Consider the following 17,576-nt stretch of genomic DNA (forward strand, 5'->3'; position numbering starts at 1 on the left):
ACACGCCAGAAGCAAAAAAGCCCATTAGCACGAAGGCTAATGGGCTTTCTACGTCTAGCGAGAATCTGATTCTAGCTCAGGTTAGAGTGGGCTTTCAGGATCTGGCGGGCCTGGGCGAGGTTGGTGTCGCGCGAGTTAACGGCCAAGTACACGAACTGCGAGCCATCGGAGGAGAGCTTCAGCAGGTGCAGCTGGTCGGTCAGGGTGAGCAGGATGTCCTGTACGGTCTGGTTCAGCTTCAGAGCCTGAATAGCTTTGAGCTTGGCTTTCACCACCTCGGTGTTGTAGGCGGCAGCCGTTTCAATATCAAAATCGGCAATGTTGGCGTGCGACGCCAGCGGCATGCCGGTTTCGGTTTCTACTACGGCTACGGCCAGCAGGGTGGGCAGCTCGGCCAGAATTGCTTGAACGGTTTGTTTGGGACTTGCCATTACTAAAATGAGCGTGTGATGTGAAAAGTGTGTAAAAAAACGTGAGATTAAGCCGTGTGACGGCGCATTATTTCTTTGGCAATACCCAGGTTTGCATCCGCCGTTCGCACGGCCAGAAAGCAATACCATTTCCCGTCGTTCAAGGGCCGCAGGTGGTGCAGCTGGTCCTCCAGAATAACCGAAACATCCGTCAGGGGGCCACCTACCCAGGCTTTGGCAGCCAAGGCATCCTCCATTGTCCGAAGCAGCTTGGCGTAGCGCAGGCTGATCTGGTTGGGATTGTAGGCGCTGTTGGTCGTGTAGAAGGCCAGAACTTTACCCGAGCTCGTGTCGACGACGCAGCTCATCAGCTGTTCCGGAATGTCGGCCAGCAGGCCTTCCAGCACTTGCATAGCGCGCTTTCCGCTTTCATCGGCTACTCCGGCAGTGACTTTCTTTAATTGGAGTCGGTTGAAAAACGGAATATTCATTGGGAAAAAGGGGAACCGGTCTGTGGCAACCCGAGTAGGTACTCAGAGGTCGACCGATACTTCGTTGCAGGTAAAAGTGCGGGGGCGTTGGGTGGTGCCGGTGGTAGCCGGCAGCCGGGCAGGCAGATAGTAGCGGGGCTGAGAGGCCGAAGCCCAAAAGCTCTTTAGAAAATCCGGGCGCGAGTTTCTAAAGAGTCCGGTGCAGCCTATTTTGGTAGCTGATACAAGCAAAAGGGATTTTTGTTGTCAACTTTTCTTTGTTGCTCGCCCTGGGTATTGGCTAGACGGCGTGGTATCAGGGTCTTACTAGCCCAAACTTAAAAATTCCACCAGTGGCGCTTTTTTACTTTGGCCACGGCGTCGGTACGGGGTAGCAGCGTCACGTTCTGCACGCTGCGGCCTTTTACCTGCACTTCATCTTCGGTGTAGCCACCGTAGCCAAACTGCAGCTTCGAGGTCTGGTTGGCGGGCACCAGCAACGAGTAAGTACCCTGGGCATTGGTCGTTACGCCCCGGCCGCTGGTTTTGTCCAGCACAGTGGCGCCCACCAGCGGACGGCCATTCTCGTCCAGAATCCGACCGTTTACCACGGCCATCTTCTTGGCGGCAGCTTCAGCCGCTACGGAGCTCATTTCCTCACTGGCGGCCATGGCCAGCGTGGCCGAGGGCACACCTACCCGCGCGTCTTTGGAGGGCAGGCTGGTACCAGCCAGCACGGCCCCGCTAAGCAGGGCGCCCACCAGTACGATAGAGCCGGCCCGCCGACGGAAACGGACTGGTTCAGTGCGCATCAGGTGGAACTGGTGCTGCAGCCAGCCTACCGGGCGCACGGTGTGGCCGGCGGCACGCAGGGTGTAAAAACGTTTTAGCGCTTCATCACCAGCATTGGGATTTGCCTTGAGGTACGCGTCCACAAGGTCAGCATTGTGGCCCGACAAGTCGCCGCGCAGGTAGGCGTCGCGGTAGGTCGGTAGTAATTCTCCTGTTACAGGATGGAACGGGTAAGCTGTTAAAGCCATTGTCGTAAAATAAAGGTGTGAAAAAATGAATGAGGACTGTAGCACATTATACCTGGCAACAGACCAATATCTACTGTGAATAATCCTAATACCAATGATATTCGATAAATGTTTTAATTTTTGATATGAAAGTACCTTTACAGTCGATAAAAAGCTCGTATTGTTCAGTTTACCAACTAGTTTGTAACGGTTTTTATATTTCCTGGTAACCGATTAATGCAAGCTCAACAGTATCAATAAGCAGAACCACACTTACCCTGATCCAATGCGGACCGTGCCCAGATCATTGCTTGCGAGTACCACCAACCGAAAATAATTATGCCCCGAACCGCTAGCAAAGACCGCACGGCAAGACGGACCCAAAAACCTCCTACCCCGCGTAGCAGCGTGAAACTACTACGCGGACAGATATTGCCTCCCAGGCGTTTTTTGTTTGCCCTATAGTGTGTAGCTTACGAAGTTGCCGACCTTAGCCTATTGCGCCATACCCGTCTCTGAGTAATTTATGAAGCATACTTACGCGCTATTAGTCTTGCTATTAGCTCTTGCCCTGCCGTCCTGGGGGCAGCGTATGGTATTTTCGGGGCGGATTACGGAGGCTTCCACCGGGCAGCCTGTTCCTTTCGCTTCCTTGTTTGTACCGGGTACCACCATTGGCATCACCGCCGACGCCGAGGGCCGCTACCAACTCACCACCACCCAGCCCATCGACACGCTGGCCTCCTCGGCGCTGGGCTTTCTGGCCCTGAAAAAGGCAGTTGGCCGGCAGGAGCAGCAAACCGTAAACTTCGCGCTACGGTCCGGGGCCGTGACCCTGAGCGAGGTAGTGGTGCGGCCCCGCGAAAACCCGGCCTACGTGATTCTGCGCCGGGTGCAAACCCACAAGCCCCGGAACGACAAGCGCCAGCTCAAGGCCTTTGAGTTCGACAGCTACAGCCGCCTGCAAACCAGCATCACCGATTTACCCGCCCGCCTGGCCAAGCGCAAGGTTATCCGCGACATGCTCACCTTGTCCGACAGCATGAGCAAGGGCACCGGCGCGGGCATCAGTGCCAAGGCGCTGCCGATTTTTGCGTCCGAGATTCTCTCGCGCGTCTACACCCAGACCCACCCCATCCGGAAACGGGAGGAAATCCGGCGGCGGCAGATGCGGGGATTGGGGCCGCGCGAAGGTTCGGTATTGTCCCAGATTCTGGGTTCCTCGCTGCAGGACTACAACTTTTACCTGAACTGGCAGAATATCCTGGGCAAGGACTTTATCTCGCCCATTGCCGACGGCTGGAAGCTGGCCTACGAGTACGAGCTGCAGGATTCGGTGTTTGTGGGCCAGGACTGGTGCTACCAGTTGGCCGTGCAGCCGCGCCGCGCCCAGGATCTGGCCTTCACGGGCACCATCTGGATAACGGCCGACACCTACGCGCTGCGCAAAGTAAGCCTGACCAAGAGCCCCGAAGCCAACATCAACTTCGTCAGTGAGCTGCGCATCGACCAGGAGCTGACGCCGCCCGACCAGGGGGCGGGCCTGCCCGCCCGGGTGCAGGTGAAAGTGGGCGTGAAGCCCGCCGACAACCAGGCCGGCATGCTAGTGCAGTTCACGACCATCAACTCCAACTTCGAGCGGAACCACGAGCGGGCCCTGGCCTTTTATGACAACCCGATAGAAACGGCCGCTAACGCCACCCAGATTCCTAAAGACTACTTCGACAAGAACCGCCCCGACTCGCTGAGCCTAGCCGACCAAACCACGCTGGCCGTGCTCGACTCGGTGCGCGAGCTGCCCAGCGTCCGGTCGGTGCTGGATTTGGCCGACGTGCTGGTGAACGGCTACAAGCGCGTCGGGCCGCTGGATCTGGGCCCGATTCTGTCGACCTACGGCTTCAACGACATTGAGGGCCACCGCCTGCGCTTCGGCTTCCGCACCACTCCGGAGCTAAGCCGCGACTGGCTGGTGCGGGCCTATGCCGCCTACGGTTTCCGCGACGGGCGCTTCAAGTACGGGGCCCGCGTGAACCGCATTCTTGAGCGGCAGCACTGGACGGTGCTGGGGGCCGAGTACCGCCACGACCTCGACCAGGTAGCCTTGCTCGACAACGAGTTTGGGCAGGAAAACCCGCTGTTTGACGCCGCGGCCCGCTTCGGCCGCATCCGGGGCAGCCGCCCGCTGATGCGCGACGTATCGGGCCTCTCGCTGCAGACCGACATCATCCGGGGCTTTACCCAGAAGATTATGGTGCGCCACCAGCGCTTTACGCCCCTCTACAATTTTGCCTACTACAACACCGAGCGGCGGTTTCCCGGCGCGCCCACGGCGGCCAACATCACGCTTTCCGAGCTGATTCTGGAGTCGCGCTACGCCCACGATGAAGTGTTGATTGAAACTGAAAACCGCCGCCGGGCCGTGGGTTTGATGCGCTGGCCGGTGTTCGTGTTTCGCTACACGCTGGGCGCCAACCAGCTGTTTGGCAGTGACTTTAAGTACCAAAAGTTTGCTTTCATCACGACGCAAAGCCTGCAGGTCGGCATTTTCGGCCGCGCCGACTACCGCATCGAGGCCGGCTATATTCCGAGCACGGTGCCCTACCCCCTGCTCAAGACGCACATGGGCAACCAGTCGCCGTTCTACAACGGGGCGGCCTTCAACCTGATGCGCTACTTCGAGTTTGTCAGCGACCGGTATGCCTCCGTGCGGGTGGAAGACCACTTCGAAGGGTTGCTGCTGAATAGCCTGCCGCTGCTGCGCAAGCTGAACTGGCGCCTGCTGGCTTCCGGCAACGTGCTGTTTGGCGGCGTAAGCCAGGCGAACCGCAACCTGACCCCAGCCCGCAACCCGGCTACTGGCGAGGCCCAGCCCACCTTCCAGGCCCTGGACCGCGGACCGTACGCCGAGGTCGGCTACGGCGTGGAAAACATCTTCAAGGTGGTCCGCCTGGATTTCCTGCACCGCCTGACTTACCGCAGCGCCCCCGAAGCCGACAACTTCGGCGTGAAGCTCAGCCTGCAGTTCAAGCTGTAAAGCGGATTTACCTTTAGAAAGCAAAAGCCCCGGCAACGCGCGTTGCCGGGGCTTTTGGGTATTGGCTAAGCTTGCTTAGCGCTTGTTGCGGAGCGAGAAATGGTTGAAGGCCACCGTAGAAGCAGCCGGCCCATTGGCCAGCAGCGCCACCCGAATGCCCCGGTCCCAGGGCGGCAGGTAGGTCCCGTTGATGGCGAAGCTTTCGGTAGGCATGGCCAGCCAGGTGGTGCCGTCGGTGCTGAAGCTGAAGCGGTAGCGCTGCCCGCCCCACACCTCCAGGCGCAACGACAGCGTTTTGCAGCTTTCCACGGCTACCTTGGTCAGGCACTCCCGGGTGCCGCCTTTCACGTGCCAGAGCTGCAGGCTGTTGTCGCCGGCCATCAGGGCCAGGGAGTTGGCATGGTCGCCGATGGCCCCGATGCCGGCGAAGGTGCCGGGCGCTAGGTTGGCAAAATCGAGGGTCGTAATAGCTTTGTAGGTAGCGGCAAAGGTGCGCTGGGCCACCATAGCCCCCAAGCCCTTGGAGCCGGCCGCCAGCAGCAGCTGCTCGTCGCAGATGCCAACTTCGGGCTGCTCGCCCACGGGCCACTGCCAGGTGTGCGCCAGCTGGTTGCCGGAAAACGTATCCGTAACGTCGAGCACGCTCAGGTCGGGCAGGGGCGCGGCCTGGGGGCTTTTGCCCTGGAATTCGGGCCAGCCTTCCGCGTTCCAGGTAAACTCGCTCAGAATGCCCTGGCGGCCCACAAACTCGTGGCTGTCGGTGTAATACGCGTGGTGCAGCAGAAACCAGCGGCCTTCGTACTCGGCTACGGTGCCGTGGCCGGGGCACTTCCAGGTTTTATTCTTGTCGAGAATGGGGTTCTGGGGGCACTTCTCCCAGGGGCCCAGCAGACTCTTGGCACGGGCCACGCCGGTGGCGTAGTTGCAGCACTTGCCGCAGCAGCCGTTGCCGGCGTAGAACATGTAGAAGTAGTCGTCGTGGCGCACGATGGCCGAGCCTTCGACCAGGCAGCCTTCCCACTTCTCGGTGTTGCGGAACAGCTCCACCTTTTTGCCAACCAGGGCCATGCGCTTTTCATTGATGCGCTGGGCCCAGATGGGCGTGGGCTTGCTCTTGCTGTTGCCGTCTTCTTTCCACACCAGGTACAGGTCGCCGTGCTCGTCGCGCATGGGGAAGCCGTCGATGGAGCCCAGGCGCTGCCCCACCAGCGGGCCATGGTCGGTGTAGGGGCCTTCGGGCTGGTCGGCGCTGGCTACGGCTACGCACAGGGGGCCGTTTTTCTTGCGGGCCGTGTAGTAGATGTAGGTTTTGCCGCCCTCGTAGAAAATCTCCGGAGCCCAGAAGTTGGCGTCGCACCAGTCGGGCAGCTGCCCGGGAAACACGTGCGTCACCAGCTCCCAGTCCACCAGGTTCTCCGACTTGAACATGGGAAACACCGGTCCCCACTCGGCCGACGTAGCGCTGGCCCAGTACGTATTGCCGATTTTGGCAATCGTCGGGTCCGGGAAGTCGCCGGGCAGCACGATGTTGGCGTAGTTGGGGCTGGGCGCCGCCTCGACGGGCGGGGCCACGGTGGGCATAGCATCGACCAACGGCGCAACGGCCGTATACTCAGTCGAGGAATCTACAGTAGGAACCGCCGTGTAAGACGGTCCGCTTTCGAAGTCGAACGACACAACTAAGAGGAAAAAAGGGGTGGGAAACGAACGATGGTTTTCGGGGCGGTGCCAGCCGTTGGGGGCCGTACCAAAACACAACTCAACTCGTCTGCACGGCGGGGGCTTGCTCTTGCGAGCAGTGGTAAAAGGGGAATTTCGAAGCCCTACTTAGCGCAGCAAACCGAAAGATACTACTTTACTTCTGCCGACAAACAAACAAGTGTATTTTTTTAATACGACCAAAATTCGTTTCAAATGTTTTCACCAGGTACTCAGGCCTCACTTTTGGAAGATGACCCGCAACGCTAAAAGCCGCAATTCAGGTTCAATTCAGAGTATTTTTCTGAATATAGCCCAGATAAGGCACCCGCAAGCATGGAGCATAATTCGGGCCACTCTTATCTAACTACGCAAGCAATTTTAGCTAAAACTATGATTTAACTAATATTTCACAGAAACCGGACAAGATTCTGCCGCGAACGGCTTGCTTTGCATTCGAAAGCAGGCCAATACTTTACACATTTTAATTCTGGCTCCCTGCTCCCAACATTGCTTCCGCACAGCCAAAGTACCCGGGGCCGCGTAAACTTATTTTTCGCCGCCGCGCCCCACCTTGCGGCTGCGGCCTACTTACTCACCCACACTTCTCACCGCCGCTTATGCTCATCCACGATATTGCCGCTGCGTTCCGGCAGCGTTTCCAGTCCGAGCCCCTGCTGGTGCGCGCGCCCGGCCGCATCAACCTGATTGGGGAACACACCGACTACAATGCCGGCTTTGTGCTGCCCGCGGCCATCGACAAGGAAATGTACTTCGCAGTGGCCCTGAACCAGACGGACACGATTCGCCTGTATGCCCACGACCTGCAGGAGGCAGTGGAAGTGCGCGTGGAGGAAGTGGCCCCCAGCCAGACCCAGTGGGCCAACTACCTGCTGGGCGTTGTGGCGCAGCTGCAGAAGCGCGGCCTCGCGGTGCCGGGCTTCGACTGCGCCTTTGGCGGCACGGTGCCGTCGGGGGCGGGCTTGTCGTCGTCGGCAGCATTGGAGTGCGGCATGCTGTTCGCCCTCAACCAGCTGCTCAGCGCCCAGCTGCAGCCCATGGAAATAGCTAAAATGGGGCAGGCCGCCGAGCATGAATATGCCAAGGTGATGTGCGGACTGATGGACCAGTTTGCCAGCGTGTTTGGCCGGGCCGGCCAAGTGGTGCGCCTCGATTGCCGCTCTCTGGATTACGAGTATTACCCCTTCGACACCGCCAGCTGCCGCATCGTGCTCTGCAACTCGGGGGTGAAGCACGCCCTGGCCAGCTCCGAGTACAACACCCGGCGCCAGGAGTGCGAGCAGGGCGTGGCGGTTCTGCAGCAGCACTACCCGGAGATTAAAACCCTGCGCGACGCGACCCTGCCCCAGCTGGACGCGCACCGTAACGAGCTGGGTGAGGTAGTGTACAAGCGCTGCTCCTACGTGGTGGAGGAAAACCAGCGGGTGGAAGAAACCGGCCGCGTGCTGCAGCAAGGCGACCTGGCCGCCGTGGGGCAGCTGCTCTACGCCTCCCACGCCGGCCTGCGCGACAAATACGAAGTAAGCTGTCCCGAGCTGGATGTGCTGGTGGAGCTGGCCCAGTCGGCGCCCGGCATCTACGGGGGGCGGATGATGGGCGGCGGCTTCGGCGGCTGCACCATCAATCTAGTAGACACCCAGCAGGTAGCCAGCTTTGTGGAGCACATGAAGGCCGGCTACCTGCAACGGCTGGGCTTGAAGCTTGACACTTATGAGGCCACGATTGTGGACGGCGTAGGTTTGGTGCAATAGCGCCGGGCAAAACCCCAAAAAGCCGCCCGCCGATACGTATCGGCGGGCGGCTTTTTTATTGGTATCGGTTGTCGGCTTCCAGGCAGATGCACATAAACACATAAAAAAGAGGCCGGTTCGCGCTCCTAACTTCGCGAATCCGGCCTCTTACCCCGGTTACTCGTCTGCATGAGCAAGCAAGCCGGGAAACCTGAGGAATTTACTTGTACTGGTAGTAGCGTACGTAGTCGACGCGCATCTGCTGGGGCAGCACCGTGGTGGCATCCGGGTCGCCGTCGAAATTGCCGCCAATAGCCACGTTCAGGATGAGAAAGAACGGGTTGTTGAACGGAAACGGGCTGGCGTCGGAACCGGTGAAGGTGTAGTAGAGCTCCCCGTCGAGGAAGAAGCGCATGAGGTCCTTACTGCGCACCACCGAAAAGACGTGGTACTTATCCGACAGGTCTTCGGCCAGGGTTTTGGTGATGCCCTTCATGCGGTGGTCGGTGGAGCTGGTGCCGAAGTGCATCGTGGACAGCATCTCGCGGGGCTTGCTGCCGCGCAGCTCCATAATGTCGATTTCCCCGCACATAGGCCAGTTGTTCTGGTCGATGTCGGCGCCCAGCATCCAGATGGCGGGCCACACGCCTTTGCCTTTCGGCACCTTGGCGCGCACGTCGATGCGGCCGTACTGAAAGCTCTTCTTGCCCTTGGTAATGAGGCGGGCCGAGGTGTAGGGGTTGCTGCCTGACTGCTGCCGCAGGGCCTGAATTACGAGCGTGTCGCCGGTGATAAAGCTGTTTTCGCGGGAATTGGTGTAGTTCTGCAGCTCCCGGTTGCCCCAGCCGCCGCCGCCCTGCTCATACACCCACTTGCTTTGGTCGAGGGTGCCGCTGGTAAATTCGTCGTTCCACACCAGGTTGTCGTACTGGCTGAAGTTGCGCGGCTCCTCATTCACGCCCGGCGTGGGCGGTGGCGGCGGCGGTAACGGTCTGGGGTTGCTGCTCTTGGATTTTTCGGTGCACGAGAGTAGGCTCAGGCTTAGCAGCAAGGCAGCCCACAGGCCCTGACGACGCGTACGGGATAGAAAGGAGGACTTCATGCGAGACAAGGAAAGCAAAGGCCGTTGCTGGCTTTATGGTTTGGCGACCATCTTGAACTGAAACACCGTGCCGCCGGGCTTACCGGCCCGGAGCACCATATTCGTTGCGCTGATGTCGATGATGCGGTAAGTCAGGTCGGGCGCGTCGGTTACGCCAATGAAAGTACCGGCTTTTTTAAACTCAATCATGGCGTAGCCCTGGCCGGTGGCGGGTCCGAAGGTGAAGTCGGACGAGCCCGAGCGGGGCGCCTGGCAGGTGAAGTCGCCGGCGACGAACGTTTCAGCCTTGGCGTTGTAAATGAAGTTGTTGGTGTTGGAAAACGTGTACTCATCGTCGGACTGGCAGGTGGGCAACGAGCCGGCCGTGACGCCGCCGAAGTACTCCGCCGGGTTGGCTTCCGTGCCCACGGTGATGGGCGCATTCACGTCGTTCTGCAGCATCCAGGTTTTCGACGAGCCGCCGGTCAGCAGCTGCTTCACAATGTCGATTACCGGGGGCAGCGTGATTTCCTTCACGTCGGAAAAGCTGGTGCCGCCGCGGCCTGCCACCGTGAGCTTGGTCTTGACCGCGCCGCTGCTCTTATAGACGTGCGTCACCGTCTTGCCCGTGCCCACCGACTCGTCGCCGAAGTCCCACTGATACAGAAAGCCGTCGGCGCCGGTGGCCGTGAAGGTCACTTCGCTGGTCAGGCCCACGGTTTTGATGGAAGTGGTGTAAGAAGTCTGGGGCAGGGGGCCTTCCAGAGTGTAGTCGTCGCCTTCTTTTTCGCAGGCGGTCAGCAGCAAGCTCGCCGTCGAGAAGAGGCCCAGCACTGCTACGCGTACTATGTGTTTCATGGAAATTCGGAGGAAGTGGAAAGGATGAAAAAGCCGGAGGTTGCCCGCCCCAGACGAAGCCCGGGGCAGACGAAGCCCGATTAATAACCCGTGTTCTGCGTCAGGCCGGTATTCACGTCCAGCTCGGTCTGCGGAATGGGCATCACCACGTTGTAGGGCTTAATACCCTTGCGCTTGAGGTGCTCGGAGGTGAGCAGCTCACCGGTGCGCTTCATATCAAACCACCGGTCCATTTCGAAGGCCAGTTCGTATTTCCGCTCCCGCCGGATGGCGGCCCGGAACTCGTCGTTGCCCATGCCGGGGCGCAGGTCGTGGGTGCCGGCCGAGCCCAGCGGCTCGCCAAACGCGCGGCGCCGCACCATGTTGGCATACTTGTAGCCGTCGGGAGTGTTGCCCTCAGCCTCGGCCAGAATCAGGTAGACTTCGCCCAGCCGGATAACCGGAATGTTGAGCTCCGAGTCCCAGACCCGGGTGTTTACCTTGCCCACAAACCACTTTTTCACGCCGTAGCCGTTGGGCGAGCCGGGTAGCTCCTTGGGCTGCTCACGGCCGTCGGGGTACTTGTCGCCGGGCTTCCAGATGGTTACCTCGCGGCGCACGTCACCGTCTTCGTAGCCGGCCACGAAGTCGGGCTCGGGAATATTGAAGCCGTAGCCGCCCTGGGGCACGATGCCCTGGCCGCGGGGGGCCATGAACTCATTGCCGCTCCAGCCCAGGCCGTCCTGGGTCCACTCGTTGCGGCCCGATACGTACTGCACTTCGAACAGCGACTCTTTGCCGTTCTCGTTGGCCACCTTGAAGTTGTCGCCGTAGTTGGCCCACAACTCCTTGCCGCTCTGGTTGATAACGAGGCGGGCCTGGGTGGCAGCATCGCTCAGCTTGTTCTGGGTCAGGTACACCTTGGCCAGCAGCGCCGCCGCCGACCACTTGGTGGCCCGCCCGATGTCGTCGCCGTTGTAGGAGCCCTCCAGCTTGGTAATGGCATCTTTCAGGTCGGCCTCAATCTGGGCATACACCTCGGCTACCGGCTTGCGCGGGGCATTCACTTCTTCCAGGGTCTTGGGAGGCTTTGTCAGCAGGGGCACGTCGCCGAACGTGCGCACCAGGTCGAAGTAGTACTTGGCCCGCAGAAACTCGGCCTCACCGATGCAGCGGTTCTTGATGGCCGCGTTGATGTCCATGCCCGGTATCTTCTCCATCACGATGTTGGCCCGGCCGATGCCCACGTAGCAGCTGCCCCAGAGGCGGGTCGTGAGCGGGTTGGTGCTCGGAATGTTGAAGTTGTCGAGCTGCTGCTGCTCGATACCGTCGCCGCCGCCACCACCACCGGTGGTAGAGAGGTCCGACATAATATCGCCGATACCCCACAGCGAGGAGTTGTACTGGCCGGCTTTGTTCAGCTCGCTATACACGGCATTGGTGGCCTGAATAGCGTCGGTTTCAGTTTTGTAGAAGTTGGCGTCGGTTACCTGGTCGGTGGGCTCTTCGTCGAGAAAACTCTCACCGCAACCCGTCAGCAGACCCAGCGTCAGGAGCCAGGCACCGCAAGCATATTTATTGATGGATGACATTGTCGTACTGAGGTTAGGAGGTTAAAAACCGATGTTTACACCGGCCAGGAACACGCGCGACTGTGGGTACACGCCCAAATCGACACCCCGGGCGCCCACTTCGGGGTCGTAGCCGGTGTAGTTGGTCAGGGTCAGCAGGTTCTGGCCGCTCACATACACGCGCAGCTGCTTGGCCGCAATCCGGTCCATGATGGCCTTGGGCAGGGTGTAGCCCAGGGTCAGGGTTTTGACGCGCATGTAGGAGCCGTCTTCCATGAAGTAGCTGCTCACGCGCAGGTTCTGGTTCGGGTCGCCGGCAATGGCGCGGGGCACGTCGGTGCTGGTGCCGGGGCCAGTCCAGCGGCCCAGTACCCGCTTGCTGCCCTGGCTGTTGCCGTACAGGGCGCTTTCCAGGATGTAGCGGTTCTGGTTGTAGATGTCGTTGCCCTGGGAGCCCTGCAGGAACACGTTCAGATCGAAGCCCTGCCAGCTCAGCGTGTTGCTCATGCCGTAGGTGAAGTCGGGGTTGGGGTTGCCGAAGAAGGTGCGGTCCTTTGCGTTGATAACTCCGTCGCCGTTCAAATCCTTGAACCGGATGTCGCCGGGGGCCGTGCCGCCGGTCTGGTAGAAGGGCGTCACGCCGTTGCTCTTGGCCAGGGCGTTGTCGTTGACGGCCTTCACTTCTTCGGGCGTCTGGAACAGGCCGTCGGCCACGAAGCCGTAGAACGAGCCGAAGGCCGAGCCCTCATCGTAGCGCACAATCACGCCGCTCAGGCCGCTCAGGCCGTCGTAGGGCTGCCCTACCCCAAGTGATTCCAACTCGGTTTTGTAGGCCGAGATGTTCAGGGTCGTCGACCAGCTCAGGCTCTTGCCCGCGCCCTGCATGTTGCGGGAGGTGAAGGAAAAGTCGATACCGCGGTTGTAGGCCGAAGCCGCGTTGCGGTTCACCGCCTCGTAGGTACCCGACACGAGTGACACCGGCACCGGCGCAATCAGGTTGGGCGAGCTGCGGTTGTAGAGGTCGATGGTGGCCTCGAAACGGTTGTCGAGGAAGCCCACGTCGATACCCACGTTGGTCTGGTTGTTGGTTTCCCAGCGCAGGTCGTAGTTAGCCAGGCGCGTAGGCGCGGCCCCGGTCTGAATCGTGCCGTTGGGGCCGAAGGGATACTGAATGCGGGAGTTGATGGCAAACAGGTAAGCAAAGCGGCCGGCGTTGTTGGGGTTGCCTACTTTGCCATAGCCCACGCGCAGCTTCAGGTTGCTGATCATGCGGTTGCCCTTCAGGAACTCCTCTTCCGAAATGCGCCAGCCGGCCGACACGCCGGGGAAGAAGCCGAGTTTCTTGCCGGGTTCGAAGTAGCTCACGCCGTCGTAGCGCATGATGGTGGAGAACAGGTACTTGCCGGCAAACTCGTAGTTGAGACGGCCGAAGTAGCTGAGCAGCTTCTGGCGGGGTTCGATGGTGCCGCCGTTGCGTACCAGCGTGTTTTCCGGACCCGAGACAATGGTCTGCAGGTCGTTGCGCAGGTAGCCGCTCCGGTAGGCTTCTACGTTCTGCTTGTCGATAATCTGCGCCGACTGGCCCAGCAGCACGCTCACCTGGTGCTTGTTGGCAAACAGGTGGTCGTAGTTGATGGTATTCTCAATCAGGTAGCTGGTGTTGTAGTTCGAGGTAGCCGAGGCCCCGGCCACGCCGTAGCGGGTAATGTACGTCTGGTCCCCGATTTTGAGCTCAGGCACGGAAGGCCGGAAGGAGTTGAAGTTGTCAAAAATCAGGTCGGCGCCCACGTTAGTGCGGAAGCGTAATCCTTTTAGCGGCTCCAATTCGGCGAAAACCGTCGTCAGGGCCCGGTTGCGCACAAACTTCTGGTTGTTGAGCGTGGCGGCTACCACCGGGTTTTCCTCCACGAAGTTGTCTTCTTTGCCGCGGGGCTCATAGTAGTAGCCATCAGGGCGGAACAGTGGAATGATGGCCGGTATGCGCAGCGCCTGCTGAATGGTGCCGTACTCGTTGTTGCGCGAGCCTTCGGTACCACCCCCGGAGTTGATCTGCCGGTCGTTGAGGTGGGTGAGCGAAATGCTGGAGCCCATTTTCAGCATCTTATTTACCGACAGGTCGCCGTTGGCACGCAGCGTAAACCGCTCGAAGTTGGAGCCGATAACGGTGCCGTCCTGCTGGAAATAGCCGCCCGACACGGCGAAGCGGGCTTTGTCGCTGCCGCCGGTGGCCGAGAGGGAGTAGTTCTGAATGGCGGCCCGGCGGAAAATCTCATCCTGCCAGTCGGTGCCTTCGCCCAGCGCGGCGGGGTCGCGCAGGCGGTCCACCACGATTTTCTCGTTGGCCGCAATGCGGTTCTCGTTGTTGATAACGGCGTATTCCTGGGCGTTGAGCAAGCTCAGCTTGCGGGCGGCCTGCTGAAAGCCCCGGTAGGCGTCGAAGTTGATGGTCGATACGCCGGCCTTGCCCCGCTTGGTGGTGATAATGACGACGCCGTTGGCGGCCCGCACCCCGTAGATGGCGGTAGCGGAAGCGTCCTTCAGAATGTCAATGGTTTCAATGTCGTTGGGGCTGATGGCATTCAGCTGGTTGTCGCCGCCCTCGGGCAGCGGGAAGCCGTCCACCACATACAGCGGGTTATTGTTGCCGGCCGACGTGATGCCGCGCACCCGAATAGAGGTGCCGGAAGCCCCGCCCGGCGAGCCGCCGTTCGAGGTCACCGTGACGCCCGCCGCCCGGCCCTGCAGGGCCTGGGTAGCATCGGCCACGGGCTGGGTCGCAATTTCGCGCGCCGACACCGACGATACGGCGCCCGTTACGCTCGCGCGCTCTTGGGTGCCATAGCCTACTACTACTACCTCACTCAGCGCCTTCAGGTCGTCGGCCAGCGTGACGGCCAGGTTGCCGCTGTTGCTGCCCGTCACGGCTACTTCCTGACGCAGGTAGCCCACGTAGCTGAATACCAGCGTGCTGTTTTCCGGCACCGACAGCACAAACGTTCCGTCGGAATTGGTGGAGGTACCAATGGTGGTGCCTTTCACCAGCACGGTTACGCCCGGCAGGGGCTCGCCGTTGGCTTGCGTCACGCGGCCCGACACCGGCACGTCGGCCAGCGTGGGGCGCCCGGCGGCGGGGAGCGGCAGGGCCGGCGAACCAGCCAGGGCGGGTGCCGCCACTACCGGCAACCCAAGAGCTGCCAAGAGCAGTGCCCGCCGCAGAAAATGCGGGTAATTAGTTGAATTCATGAGCGTAGGAATTGGAAGTGGAGAGCAAAAAACATATACCCCAGCCGCACTCGCGCCGGCCGGGGCCGAAGAAATCTAGGGTCGGGTGCCGGCGCTGCCCTGGCGGTCGGTGGGCGTGGTAGCGGCAGCGGGCGTGGCGTAGCGGAAACGCTTGGTCTGGTCGCCCACGCGCAGGGTAAAGTAGCCATCTTCCAGCTGGGCCTGCCCCTGGGCGTTGGGGTAAGTCAGGTCGCGGCGGGGCTGAATCTCGAAGGTAAATTGGCGGCTGGCGCCGGCAGCCAGCTCCTGCTTGTCGAAGTGCTTGAGCAGGCGCACGGGCCGGGTAACGCGCCCTACTTCATCAGTCAGAAACCAGAGCACTGCTTCCTTGCCGGCCCGGCTGCCGGTGTTGGCCACCTGCACCGTGGCCCGAATGGTGCCGTTGCCGCTGAGCACGGAGTCGGAGAGCTGCAGGTTGCTGTACTTGAAGGTGGTGTAGCTCAGGCCCTCGCCAAACTCGGTGAGCATGGCGGCCTTGTACTTGGGCCCGCGGTTTTCGAAGCCGGCCCCGAAGTCACTCAGCTCCAGACTGTTTTCGTTGTTGTCGTGGTGGTAGTTGGAGATGTGGCCGGCAAACTGCGGATAGGTGAAGCTGAGCTTGCCGCTGGGGTTTACCTTGCCGCTGATAACCTCGGCAATGGCCTGCCCGCCGCCGAAGCCGGGCAAGCCGCCCCACACCACCGCCGACGCCTTGTCGGCCACGCTGCGGATAATGCTGGGCCGCCCTCCGATAACCACCAACACGGTTGGCTTACCGGCCGCCTGGGCAGCGCGAGTCAGCTGCAGCTGGTCTTCAGGCAGCGTCAGGTCGCTGGTGTTGCCCAGGCCCTCGGTGTAGGGCCGCTCGCCCAGGGCCAGCACCACGGCATCGGCCCGGCGGGCAGCGGCGCTGATGTTGCTGAGCAGCATTTTGCCCGCCGCGTCGCGGTACGGCATGGTTTCTATCTGGGCCCCAGGGTACTCCTTTTTCAATGCTGCATATATCGTCAGCACTTCTTTGGGGTATTCAGCTTCCGGGCGGCCCTGCCAGGCCAGCGTCCAGCCGCCGGCTAGGTTGGCGCGCGAGTCGGCCGAGGGGCCCACCACCAGCAGCCGCTTTACTTTGGCGGGAGCAAGTGGCAGCGTGCCCTGCTCGTTTTTGAGCAGCACGATGGATTCGCGGGCGGCTTCGAGGGCCTGCAGCTTCAGGGCTGGGTCGCCGATGCGGCTGAGACGGTCGGTGCGGGGCATGGGGTTGTCGAAGAGGCCAATGTCCTCTTTCATCTGCAGCACCCGGCCGGCGGAAAGATTGATACGCTCCTCGCTCAGCCGGCCTTCGCGCACCAGCTCCTTCACGTAGCGGCAGAAGTTGGTGGTGTAGGGCGTCATGGCCATGTCCACACCCGCATCAATGGCCTGGAAGGTGGCTTCCTTCTCATTGGGCGCCGTTTTCTGAATGCGTACCAGCCGGATAATGTCTTCCCAGTCGGTAACGGCCACGCCTTTAAAGCCCATTTGGCGGCGCAGCAAGTCGGTGAGCACAGCTTTGGAGGAATGGACCGGCTCGCCGTTGATCAGGCCGCTGTTGATCATAATGCTCTTCAGGCCGGCGTCGATGGCGGCCTGAAACGAGGGCCGGAAAAACTCCTGGATGCGCTGCTCCGGAATCAGGGCGTTGGTCCGGTCCCAGCCATTGCGGGGGTCGGAGTAGCCCAGAAAGTGCTTGCCGCAGGCGGCTACTTTGTAGGGCGCTATTTCTTTGTTTTCCTGCAGCTCCCGCACAAACGCAGCTCCCATAACGGAGGCCACCAGCGGGTCTTCGCCGTAGGTTTCGTACACGCGCGGCCAATAGGTATTCACGCCCAGGTCGAGCACCGGGGCAAACACCCAGTGGTGGCCCAGATCAGCCGACTCCAGCACCGTGGCGCGGGCCGTTTGGCGGGCAAACTCGGGGTTGAAGGTGCCGCCCAGGTTCAGATTGTGCGGAAAGATAGCCGTGCCCGCCACGTAGCTTGCCCCGTGCATGTGGTCGATGCCGTAGATAATGGGAATGTGCAGCCTGGACTCGCGCATGGCAATGCGCTGCAAAGCCGCCGAATAGCGAATCCACTGCGCCGCCGGCACGGCCTCTCCATTTAGAAACGAGCCTACGTGGTATTGCCGGATCAGGGGCACCAGCTTGGCCGAGTCCAGGGTCACATCCTTCTGTACCCCGGTTGTGTTGATAACCGTGTTGGTGAGCTGGGTCATCTGCCCGATTTTCTCCTCCAGCGTCATCTGGGCCAGCAGCGCCGCTACCCGCTCACTCACCACAGCAGGGGGCAGCGCGTTGCTGGCCGCAGAGACTGAACTGGCAGTAGGCGCGGACGAGGCTGCAGGAGTCGCAGCCGTCGGCACGGCACCCCGCTGACAGCTACTTCCGACACTAAGGATAGCACCGAGCA

At 60.8% G+C, this 17,576-nt stretch carries 11 protein-coding genes; 2 read left to right on the top strand and 9 right to left on the bottom strand.

Going from position 1 to position 17,576, the window contains the following annotated elements; translation table 11 throughout:
* Positions 1–71 precede the first annotated feature (71 nt).
* From LGH70_RS12970 to LGH70_RS12980, 3 genes are all read right to left on the bottom strand, one after another.
* Positions 72–431, bottom strand: a complete 360-nt coding sequence (locus tag LGH70_RS12970) for a hypothetical protein (RefSeq protein WP_226186222.1) — start codon at positions 429–431, stop codon at positions 72–74.
* A gap of 47 nt (positions 432–478) precedes the next feature.
* Complete coding sequence (locus LGH70_RS12975) at positions 479–901, bottom strand: hypothetical protein (RefSeq protein ID WP_226186223.1); 423 nt, start codon at positions 899–901, stop codon at positions 479–481.
* Positions 902–1,218: 317 nt separating this feature from the next.
* Complete coding sequence (locus LGH70_RS12980; protein ID WP_226186225.1) at positions 1,219–1,920, bottom strand: carboxypeptidase-like regulatory domain-containing protein; 702 nt, start codon at positions 1,918–1,920, stop codon at positions 1,219–1,221.
* A 505-nt stretch (positions 1,921–2,425) separates the two neighbouring features.
* Here LGH70_RS12980 and LGH70_RS12985 point away from each other — a divergent pair.
* Positions 2,426–4,933, top strand: a complete 2,508-nt coding sequence (locus LGH70_RS12985; RefSeq protein ID WP_226186227.1) for a DUF5686 and carboxypeptidase-like regulatory domain-containing protein — start codon at positions 2,426–2,428, stop codon at positions 4,931–4,933.
* Between the two features lie 75 nt (positions 4,934–5,008).
* Here LGH70_RS12985 and LGH70_RS12990 read toward each other — a convergent pair whose 3' ends face one another.
* On the bottom strand, positions 5,009–6,610 hold the full coding sequence (locus tag LGH70_RS12990) for a family 43 glycosylhydrolase (protein WP_226186229.1): 1,602 nt from the start codon (positions 6,608–6,610) through the stop codon (positions 5,009–5,011).
* A 641-nt stretch (positions 6,611–7,251) separates the two neighbouring features.
* On the opposite strand from LGH70_RS12990, the gene galK reads away from it, so the two are divergent.
* Positions 7,252–8,403, top strand: a complete 1,152-nt coding sequence (gene galK / locus LGH70_RS12995; protein WP_226186231.1) for a galactokinase — start codon at positions 7,252–7,254, stop codon at positions 8,401–8,403.
* A gap of 199 nt (positions 8,404–8,602) precedes the next feature.
* On the opposite strand, the gene LGH70_RS13000 is transcribed toward galK, so the two are convergent.
* The 5 genes from LGH70_RS13000 to LGH70_RS13020 all read right to left on the bottom strand — a co-directional run bounded on the left by LGH70_RS13000 (position 8,603) and on the right by LGH70_RS13020 (position 17,529).
* The gene (locus LGH70_RS13000) at positions 8,603–9,484 is read right to left on the bottom strand and encodes a glycoside hydrolase family 16 protein (RefSeq protein ID WP_226186234.1); all 882 of its coding nucleotides are present in this window, start codon (positions 9,482–9,484) and stop codon (positions 8,603–8,605) included.
* Between the two features lie 33 nt (positions 9,485–9,517).
* A complete protein-coding gene (locus LGH70_RS13005) occupies positions 9,518–10,321 on the bottom strand; it encodes a PKD domain-containing protein (protein WP_226186236.1) in 804 nt (267 codons plus the stop codon).
* Between the two features lie 80 nt (positions 10,322–10,401).
* Positions 10,402–11,892, bottom strand: coding sequence for a RagB/SusD family nutrient uptake outer membrane protein (locus tag LGH70_RS13010; RefSeq protein ID WP_226186238.1), 1,491 nt, complete (start codon positions 11,890–11,892; stop codon positions 10,402–10,404).
* A 21-nt stretch (positions 11,893–11,913) separates the two neighbouring features.
* Positions 11,914–15,114 (bottom strand): SusC/RagA family TonB-linked outer membrane protein, encoded by a 3,201-nt coding sequence (locus LGH70_RS13015; protein WP_226186240.1) that lies wholly within the window; start codon positions 15,112–15,114, stop codon positions 11,914–11,916.
* A gap of 75 nt (positions 15,115–15,189) precedes the next feature.
* The gene (locus tag LGH70_RS13020; protein ID WP_226186242.1) at positions 15,190–17,529 is read right to left on the bottom strand and encodes a beta-glucosidase family protein; all 2,340 of its coding nucleotides are present in this window, start codon (positions 17,527–17,529) and stop codon (positions 15,190–15,192) included.
* Between the last annotated feature and the right edge of the window lie 47 nt (positions 17,530–17,576).

The sequence above is a fragment of the Hymenobacter nitidus genome (genome assembly GCF_020447315.1).
GTDB lineage: Bacteria > Bacteroidota > Bacteroidia > Cytophagales > Hymenobacteraceae > Hymenobacter > Hymenobacter nitidus.